We start from the raw sequence: 8511 nt of genomic DNA, 5'->3' as shown, positions 1-8511 counted from the left end.
GCAGAATCAATTTAAAGTCACTACTCAGCAAATGATCAAGATCGCTCAAGTTGTTGTTTAATAAATTTTTAATTAGATTTTTTTCTAATTCTTCAATTTTACCATTGTAATTTTTCATTTTTTTGAGGGATTATTAATTAGAGGTTTTTTAAGGGATTGTGATACGTCAATAGTAGATAGATGAACACGTGCTTTTAATTATTCAATTGAAAATTAAATTAAAAAACCGCCTAATCTGAGACTTTTAAACATCTTATTAACAGAGTTGTTAACAATTCAGCCTAATTTAAATAGGTCTAGAAATCGATGTTTTCATTATGTATTTTAAAAACAGTTTGTAGGATATAATTATCTATATCTTTTATACTTGGCAATAGGGTGTTTTCAGTCTTAGTCTTTTTATTACTCAGATGAATATTTGTATTTGGTTGAACGAGGTGGTTTTTAGTAATTACCTCTTCAACTTTATTACTGGAGAATTGATACTGTTCTTTTGTCTTTTTGTAAGAGCTATTGATGGGATTATTAAAGTAATGATCTAATTCAATTTTATGGTGTGTAAAGGCTTGAAATTGAAAGTCAAGTAGATATTGAATTTCAGGTGTATAATTTTTAGCAGAAGTTTTGGCTTCTTTTTTAGTAATTTCTGAAAAATTTGTCCATATCTGTAAAGCATTATAATAATTGTTCAAGAAAAAAAGAAAAGCGTCTTCATCATTAGTCTTTCGCATATTAAGAATCTTATAAACTGACGCATTCAAAGTATTATGTTTTTCAAGTAAAAACATAATATCAAAACCATCTTTTAACAAGAAACTATCTTTACCTTTTAAAACAAATAAATGATCAGTTAGGCCAACTTTATTGAAAACAGAGAGGTCTTCAGAGGTATTTTTATCCAGTATGTCCTGAGGTATGCAAAATACACCAGGATTATATAGTTGATTTAAAAGTTGGTCCAAGAGTATTATTTATTTTGAGATAGTTTAAAATAATCTGAATAATCATTTGGTAATTCGGCATTAATATCCCGTAAATATTTCACAAGAGCTTCCATAGTTTCATGTCCAGTGATTTGCATTAGCATACTTTTAGCCTCAAATGGAGATTTTGTTTCTTTTATTGATTTATAGAGTCTCGTTATAAAGGTATGTCTGAAACTATATAAGGTATGATCTTCAGAGAAGCCTAGTTCTTCTTTTACTTTTTTAAATCGCTTACTAAAATTTGTTCTTCGGTTGATTTCTGAGGCATTCCATTTACCACCAATTTTCTTTGGTGTGAATAAAAAGTCATTGGGGTCAAGTAATGAAAGATCAGGTAATTGATTAAATAAAATATCAGGGATTAATTTAATTGCTAAATTTTTGGTTTTAGAAGTATACTGTAAAGTTTGTTCTTCAAGGTTTATATCTTTCACCTTAAGACGGCAGACCTCAACAGGTCTGAGAAAGTTATATGATATGAATTTAATAAAGAGTAATAGAATGGGGTCATTTTCTTCGAGGTGTTGGAAGATCCGTTCCTGCTCTTTATCAGAATAGGTCTTGTGTCTTTTAGGTTTTGACTTTATTTGTTTTATGGATTTGATAAAATTTCTTTCAATAATATCATTATCCTCTAATAATTGAAAAATTGAGCTGAATACAGTTCTATAGTTATTTCTATTTCTTGCAGATGAATTTAGCAGGACCTGATTAAGGTATTTGACAATATGACTCTTTTGAATCTCATGGATATACACTATGGATTTATATTCCTTTTTGAACCATCGCTGCAGCGAATTCAATCTGGCATTATAATCCTCGAGTGTTTTTTTACCAACAACATTTTGTTTCAGTTCTATCGCTTTTTTAAAAGCTTTTTCAATAGAAATTGACTGAGCTTCTCTTTTATCCTCTGAATTAGGTTGTAAAGCTCCTATATTTATAGATTCAGAATTTGATTGACCGGAACTAACAGTTGTATTTGTTTTGATTTCTTCTTTTTCCTTCTTAAGATATTTACTGTGAAGTTCATCATTATTACCGAAAGGATCATAACCAAGATTTAGAAAATGTTCGAGTCGAGACATGTATAATTTAAGAAGAGCATACCTAGCAGATTTGGTTTTTAATCTATTGACGCCACCATAGATATTATTCATTCTTTGCATTCTACCAGTAGCAGGATTACGATAATAGAAATATACATACCATCGTTTTTTTAGGTCCCCATTAAAATCATTTATTTTGGGTGTTGTAAATTTATTGTTCTGTCGCAATCTATGTTCGAAGTTATGTTCGTTAATGTGTTCTAAGATAACTAATTGTTGGATATTTTGCATAAAAAAACGGTTTAGAGTGAACTAAACCGTTGATTTAAATATATTTAAGTTTTGTAGCGAGATCGAGATTTGAACTCGAGACCTCCGGGTTATGAATCCGACGCTCTAACCAACTGAGCTACCTCGCCATTATTGCGGGTGCAAATATAAAAACAAATTCAACTTCAACAAACATAACTTTCCAAAAAAAAATTAATTTGTTGTAAAGTTTTGTATTGTATCAATATTGTATATATTGAGCCACTAATATCGCTACTGATGGAAGACAAAGAAAAATTTGAAATGGAGTTTGTGATACAAGCATCACCTTCACTAATATATCAATACATATCAACACCTTCTGGTTTATCAGAGTGGTTTGCCGACAATGTTAACTCTAGAGGTGAATTATTTACCTTTATTTGGGACGGTTCAGAAGAACAAGCTAAACTACTAAGTAAAAAGAGTGGTGAACGTGTAAAATACAGATGGGTTGCAGATGAAGAAGATGGCGCAAGCTATTTTTTTGAAATAAGAATACAAGTCGATGAAATTACAAAAGATGTATCTTTAATGATCACAGATTTTGCAGAGGATGATGAGGTAGAAGAAGCTAAGATGCTATGGGATAATCAAATCTCAAGTTTAAAGCAAGTTTTAGGTTCTCGTTAACGCTTAACTAACTATACTATTATATATTTGTCTCGATTTAAATACAACTAAATCGGGACTTTTTTATGGTAAATTTTAATGGACAGCTTGAGGAAAAAGTAGACTCTAAATTGACAATCGAAAATAGGGGCTATAAGTATGGTGACGCGCTTTTTGAAACATTAAAAATGGTTAATGGTAAAATCTTTTTCTGGGAAGATCATTACTTCAGACTTATGGCATCAATGCGTATCCTTAGAATGGATATTCCGATGAACTTTACCATGGAGTATTTAGAATCAGAAATTTTAAAAACGATTGAGGCTAACGATTTAATGAGTAGTTCTGCAAGAGTTAGATTGAATATTGATAGAGGTGAAGGCGGAAAGTATTTACCAAGTGAAAATTCAGACGTAAGTTTTAATATTGTTGTTGAAAGACATGATAACCCGTTTTATACAATCGACGATACATCCTATACTGTAGACTTATATAAAGACTATTTTGTGGCTCCTGGTTTATTGTCTGGTCTTAAATCAAACAATAAAGCGATACAGGTTATCGGGAGTATTTATGCTCATGAAAATGATTTTGATAATTGTTTGGTTTTAAATACCAATAAAAGTGTGATTGAAGCTTTAAATGGTAATCTATTTTTGGTGAAAGGCGATAAAATTAAAACACCACCTTTAGAAGATGGTTGTCTAAAAGGTGTGATGAGAAAACAGGTTTTAGAGATTTTGTCTAAAGATGTGAATCTTTTTGTGGAGGAATCGTCAATCAGTCCATTTGAACTTCAAAAGGCTGATGAGTTGTTTATTACTAATGTTATTCAAGGTATTGTTCCAATCACCAAATACCGCAAAAAGAGTTATGCTAATACCTTTGCCAAGAGTATTATCGGTAAATTAAATGCAAAGGCAAGATTAATTTAGTTGTAACTAGGATTTTCGGGTGCATTAGACCAAATGCTATACTCACCACCAAGTTCTAGCATTTTTTCTCTCCAAAAAGAAATACTTGATTTTGATATAATACTATTGTGGTATATGTTTTCAGAGACTAACCACGCATTTGATTTAAGTTCATTGTCAAGTTGTTGTTCAGCCCAACCAGAATAACCTAAAAAGAATCGGATATCTTCTTCAGATATTTTATTATCGTTTATGAGGTCTAGAACTACATTAAAGTCTCCACCCCAAAATATACCATTAGATATTTCAATACTATTCGGTATTAATTCTGGTGATTTGTGAATAAAGTACAGATTGTCCTGTTCAACAGGGCCACCATTATAGATTTTAAATTCAGACTCTGTACCTTCTACGAGATCTTTAAGGTTATAGTCTAACGGTTTGTTTAAAATAAAACCAACAGAGCCTAGTGCATTGTGATCTGCCAGCAGAATCACAGCGCGGTTAAATGAGATGTCTCCGATAATTGATGGTTCTGCAATTAATAAACTGCCTTTTTCGGGTTTAGACATAAGTTGGTTTAAATCAATTAACTGTACTAAATCTAACGTTTTTTTATCAATTTACCAAAAGCGTAGATAACTGTATAGCAAAAAAAAGCCTGCTAATAAGCAGGCTCAATATTTTTTACAAAAAATGTCTTAGTTTACAGCGCTGCTTAAATCAGAACCTGCTTTAAACTTTACTACATTTTTAGCTTTAATCTTTATAGTTTGTCCAGTTTGAGGGTTTCTTCCTTCTCTTGCAGCTCTTTTAGATACTGACCAAGATCCAAAACCTACTAATGATACTCTGTTACCTTTTTGTAAAGCTCCTTCGATATCAATTAATAAAGAATCTAATGCTTTTTTAGCAGCTGCTTTAGTGATACCAGCATTCTCTGCCATACCATTGATTAAATCTGTTTTGTTCATAAAATTTATATTTAAATTGTTAAAAAATCGGTTTCTAACTGTATTTGTTAAAAATCCTTAGACAAAATTATTAGGAAAATTAAGCTACGCAAGTAATAGCAAGGGAAATAGCCTATTTTGTTAATAAGTAACAGCATTTGTTAATAAAGGAGTGCAGTTTTTAGTCGAAAATTGGCTAAACCAATGAGAACAAGGGTTTAGAGCATTTTTGCGTCCTCAGAAAACTCAAATCCATTTAATAAAGATTTTACATCCATTTTTCGCTTACCTGGCAGTTGAATTTCCTTGACTTTAATATAACCACCAAAGCAGGCTATTTTAAGGTCATCTTTATGAACTAAAATGTTTCCTGGCTTATCATCATGGTTAATTAATTCTTTCTCAACGGTATATAATTTTACAGCCAAAGGTTCTTTATCACCATTGCTTAAATAACACCAAGCTGCAGGGAATGGATTTAAACCTCTAATTTTATTGTAAATGGTACTTAAATCTTTTGACCAATCTATTTTACAATTTTCTCTATTGAGCTTATATGCTGTTTTTAAATCTACGGATTTTGGCTGAATAGTTGTTTTTACTTCATCATTTGCAATAAGCTCTACGGTTTTAATAACCAAATTACTACCTATAGACATCAATGTGTCATGGAGTTCTCCAACTGTAGTTGACTCCCCAATTGAAGTTTCTTGTTTAAGAATAATAGCGCCAGTATCAATTTTTTCATCAATAAAAAAAGTAGTCACACCAGTAGTACGTTCTCCATTTATTATCGCCCAATGTATTGGTGCTGCACCTCTATATTGTGGTAATAACGATGCGTGAAGATTAAAAGTACCATACTCTGGCATTGCCCACACCACTTTTGGTAACATTCTAAAGGCTACTATAATTTGTAGATTAGCATTTAGGGCTTTTAGTTCTTCAATAAAACTTTCAGCTTTTAGATTGGTTGGTTGTAATACCTTAAGATTGTGCTTTAAAGCAAATTCTTTTACTGCCGAAGTTCTTAGTTTTTGTCCGCGACCAGCTTTACGATCTGGTGCTGTTATTACACCCACAACATTATATTTATTATCTAAAAGTGCTTTTAATGTGGCAACAGCAAAATCTGGTGTGCCCATAAAAACAATTCTTAAATCGCGTTTATCTGTCATAAAGGGTAAATGTATTTTTATTTGTGAGTTTAATTTTATTAATCTCAACAAGTTGTTTAAGACTGCTTATGAGATTTTTTTCATCGCACTGCAATGTTTTCAAAAGCTGACGCGAAGATAAGTCTCTAGACTGTAATAATGTTACAATTTGGGTAGTTAAATCTGCACCTGAAGTATGATTTTCAGAAGGTTTGTTTTCAATACATACGGAACATTTACCACAAGGTGTTTGACTATGTTCTCCAAAATATTTTAGTAATTGAATGTTTTTGCAAACCTTGTCATTTTTAATGTATGAAATAACAGCTTCAACCTGATTGTGCTTTAACTGATGTTGTTGCCTAATTGTTTTTACAATCGGATTTATTGTGACGTCATCTTCACGTGGTTTTAAAAAGGTAATTTCAGAATCTGTATTAGCGATTTGAAGGTTTATGATACCATCTGTTTCTAATCGTCTAAGTTGACCAATGACTTGTTTCTCAGGAATCTCCGTTTTTTTAATCACTAAATTGAGATTAACCTTGGTTTCATAATCAAAAATACCACCATAGGTTCGCAAGAGCACTTTAACCAAAGTGTTTAAGTCTAAATGACTTTCTAAGTATTGAAACAGTTGCGTATTACTCGTTAAAAACTGAATTTTAGTTCTAAAATTAAACTGCTGATTAAGCGCAATAACAGAATTCCGGTCCAGCAACAAGAGACTATTATATGTTAAACTAGGATGTAGCTCGTAAATATTGCAGAACGACTTAAAATCAAATTGATAATTACTTTGAGCACCTTCGCCATAGGCAATTTGAAAATAATTACAGAGTTGTTTATACACCTTTTTCACATAATCTGTTGAAGGTAATGTACTTAAAAACTGCTTGCGTAAATGGGTTTCATCGATATTCTCATTCAATATAATGGCATGCGCTAATCCACCGTCTCTACCAGCACGACCAGCTTCTTGGTAATAACTTTCAATACTTTCAGGTAAATTATAATGAATGACTGTCCTTACATTAGGTTTATCTATTCCCATACCAAAAGCAGTGGTTGCAACCATTATTTGTTTTTCTCCGGTAAGCCATTGCTGTAAACGTTCTTGTTTTTCTTTATGAGTTATACCACCATGGTAAAAGGTAGACGAAAAGTTTTTTGAATTTAGATAATTATTAATTTCTATTGTAGAACGTCTGTTTCTAACGTAAATAATAGAAGCTCCTTCAAACCTAGTCAACACAGTTTCAAGATGGTACTTTTTGTCCTCAGTTTGTAAGACTTGATATGAAATGTTTGACCTCGTAAACGATGCTTTATAAATTTTTGGTGAAACAAAATCAAGATTTTGAATAATATCTTTAACAATGTCGTGCTTTGCAGTGGCCGTTAAAGCAATACAGTTAACATGTGGATGAATGGCTCTAAGTTCAGAAATATTTTTATAGGCTGGTCTAAAGTCATTTCCCCATTGGCTAATACAATGTGCTTCATCTACAGCAATAAGGTTGACCTTCATTGCTTGTATGCGCTCTTTAACTATAGGTTGTTGTAAACGCTCTGGTGATAGATATAAAAATTTATAGTTGCCGTAAATGCAATTGTCTAATTGCGTATCTAAATCACTTTTAGACATTCCAGAGGTCAGTGCAATCGCCTTAATACCTTTTCGTTTTAAGGTTTGAACTTGGTCCTTCATTAATGCAATTAATGGCGATATGACAATACAAATACCATCCTTAATTAATGCTGGTATCTGAAAGCAAATCGATTTTCCTCCACCAGTTGGTAATAAGGCGAAAGTATCATCATTGTCTAAAACCGAATTAATAATTTCTTCTTGAAAAGGTCTAAACGATGTATAATTCCAATAGCGCTCTAAGACTTCAATAGGATGCATATAACTTGTTTAAATAACCCAAAATGAAGTCTGTACGTTCTATTACACTGCCAAAAGGAACCTCAACTGTATGGTAACCAAACTTACGGTAAGTATTGTTAAGATGAAAATATAAGTCAGAAGCTTGCTCAAAAGTTTCAAAGCGTTCACCATCTCTTTGATAAATTGCTTCCCATGGTGGCAAAATAAAAACACAATCATATTTGTAGAGCTCACAAGTTTCAATAAAATTCTCGGTAATATCTTGATTGAAAAAATCCATGTAGGCTAAAACGTCTGGCATGCCTCTGTCAAAAAAAACAACATCCTTATTTAAAGATACGGAATCTTTAAAGTCGTCTAGTCGAAGTTGTAATAATTTAGTATTGAATAATACTGAATCATCAACTAAGGCAATAGGGTTTGAGTGTTCCTCTGTAATATCTCCAGACTCTTGCGCTTCTGTAGTAAGTTTTCTAATTACTTCTTCATAGCACACAAAATCAAGTTCTTTGAGGCGATCAATAATTGATGTTTTTCCTGTTGCTGGACCTCCAGTTATAACAATTCTTTTAGGATTCAAGTGACAATGTTTTAATTGTAAAATTCGTTATAAAAAATTAAACTGAAAAATGTAAAG

General features: G+C 31.8%; 9 protein-coding genes and 1 tRNA gene. 2 read left to right on the top strand and 8 right to left on the bottom strand.

What is annotated here, in order from left to right; translation table 11 throughout:
• Nucleotides 1-296 precede the first annotated feature (296 nt).
• The 3 genes from HRU50_RS14945 to HRU50_RS14935 form a co-directional block, all read right to left on the bottom strand.
• Nucleotides 297-962, bottom strand: a complete 666-nt coding sequence (locus HRU50_RS14945; protein ID WP_296351940.1) for a hypothetical protein — start codon at nucleotides 960-962, stop codon at nucleotides 297-299.
• Between the two features lie 5 nt (nucleotides 963-967).
• Nucleotides 968-2326, bottom strand: coding sequence for a tyrosine-type recombinase/integrase (locus HRU50_RS14940; RefSeq protein WP_296351938.1), 1359 nt, complete (start codon nucleotides 2324-2326; stop codon nucleotides 968-970).
• 54 nt (nucleotides 2327-2380) lie between these two features.
• Nucleotides 2381-2454: transfer RNA gene (locus HRU50_RS14935), tRNA-Met, on the bottom strand.
• Between the two features lie 130 nt (nucleotides 2455-2584).
• Between HRU50_RS14935 and HRU50_RS14930 the strand changes: the two genes are divergently transcribed.
• Nucleotides 2585-2977 (top strand): START-like domain-containing protein, encoded by a 393-nt coding sequence (locus HRU50_RS14930; protein ID WP_296351937.1) that lies wholly within the window; start codon nucleotides 2585-2587, stop codon nucleotides 2975-2977.
• 65 nt (nucleotides 2978-3042) lie between these two features.
• Nucleotides 3043-3891, top strand: coding sequence for an aminotransferase class IV (locus HRU50_RS14925; protein WP_296351935.1), 849 nt, complete (start codon nucleotides 3043-3045; stop codon nucleotides 3889-3891).
• Here the strand turns inward: HRU50_RS14925 and HRU50_RS14920 are convergent.
• From HRU50_RS14920 to HRU50_RS14900, 5 genes are all read right to left on the bottom strand, one after another.
• Nucleotides 3888-4442: a YqgE/AlgH family protein gene (locus HRU50_RS14920; protein WP_296351933.1), complete on the bottom strand. Its 555-nt coding sequence runs from the start codon at nucleotides 4440-4442 to the stop codon at nucleotides 3888-3890. The two genes, HRU50_RS14925 and HRU50_RS14920, sit on opposite strands and share 4 nt — an antisense overlap.
• Before the next feature lie 129 nt (nucleotides 4443-4571).
• Nucleotides 4572-4844, bottom strand: a complete 273-nt coding sequence (locus tag HRU50_RS14915) for an HU family DNA-binding protein (RefSeq protein ID WP_296351931.1) — start codon at nucleotides 4842-4844, stop codon at nucleotides 4572-4574.
• Between the two features lie 197 nt (nucleotides 4845-5041).
• Complete coding sequence (gene fmt, locus HRU50_RS14910; RefSeq protein ID WP_296351929.1) at nucleotides 5042-6001, bottom strand: methionyl-tRNA formyltransferase; 960 nt, start codon at nucleotides 5999-6001, stop codon at nucleotides 5042-5044.
• Nucleotides 5991-7892 (bottom strand): ATP-dependent DNA helicase RecQ, encoded by a 1902-nt coding sequence (locus HRU50_RS14905; protein ID WP_296351927.1) that lies wholly within the window; start codon nucleotides 7890-7892, stop codon nucleotides 5991-5993. Before HRU50_RS14905 ends, fmt begins: the two co-directional genes overlap by 11 nt.
• Nucleotides 7879-8454: an ATP-binding protein gene (locus HRU50_RS14900; RefSeq protein ID WP_296351925.1), complete on the bottom strand. Its 576-nt coding sequence runs from the start codon at nucleotides 8452-8454 to the stop codon at nucleotides 7879-7881. The genes HRU50_RS14905 and HRU50_RS14900 overlap by 14 nt, the downstream gene beginning before the upstream one ends.
• Nucleotides 8455-8511: the final 57 nt, after the last annotated feature.

The sequence above is a fragment of the Winogradskyella sp. genome (assembly GCF_013213835.1).
Lineage (GTDB): Bacteria > Bacteroidota > Bacteroidia > Flavobacteriales > Flavobacteriaceae > Winogradskyella.
Note: the sequence above shows the minus strand (reverse complement) of the source record. Positions and strands in the feature narration are given on the sequence as shown.

What these genes read in the sequence shown, in the direction of transcription:
- fmt (WP_296351929.1), bottom strand. Translation starts at nt 6,001, where the DNA reads ATGACAGATAAACGCGATTTAAGAATTGTTTTTATGGGCACACCAGAT.
- HRU50_RS14925 (WP_296351935.1), top strand. Translation starts at nt 3,043, where the DNA reads ATGGTAAATTTTAATGGACAGCTTGAGGAAAAAGTAGACTCTAAATTG.
- HRU50_RS14905 (WP_296351927.1), bottom strand. Translation starts at nt 7,892, where the DNA reads ATGCATCCTATTGAAGTCTTAGAGCGCTATTGGAATTATACATCGTTT.
- HRU50_RS14930 (WP_296351937.1), top strand. Translation starts at nt 2,585, where the DNA reads ATGGAAGACAAAGAAAAATTTGAAATGGAGTTTGTGATACAAGCATCA.
- HRU50_RS14920 (WP_296351933.1), bottom strand. Translation starts at nt 4,442, where the DNA reads ATGTCTAAACCCGAAAAAGGCAGTTTATTAATTGCAGAACCATCAATT.
- HRU50_RS14940 (WP_296351938.1), bottom strand. Translation starts at nt 2,326, where the DNA reads ATGCAAAATATCCAACAATTAGTTATCTTAGAACACATTAACGAACAT.
- HRU50_RS14915 (WP_296351931.1), bottom strand. Translation starts at nt 4,844, where the DNA reads ATGAACAAAACAGATTTAATCAATGGTATGGCAGAGAATGCTGGTATC.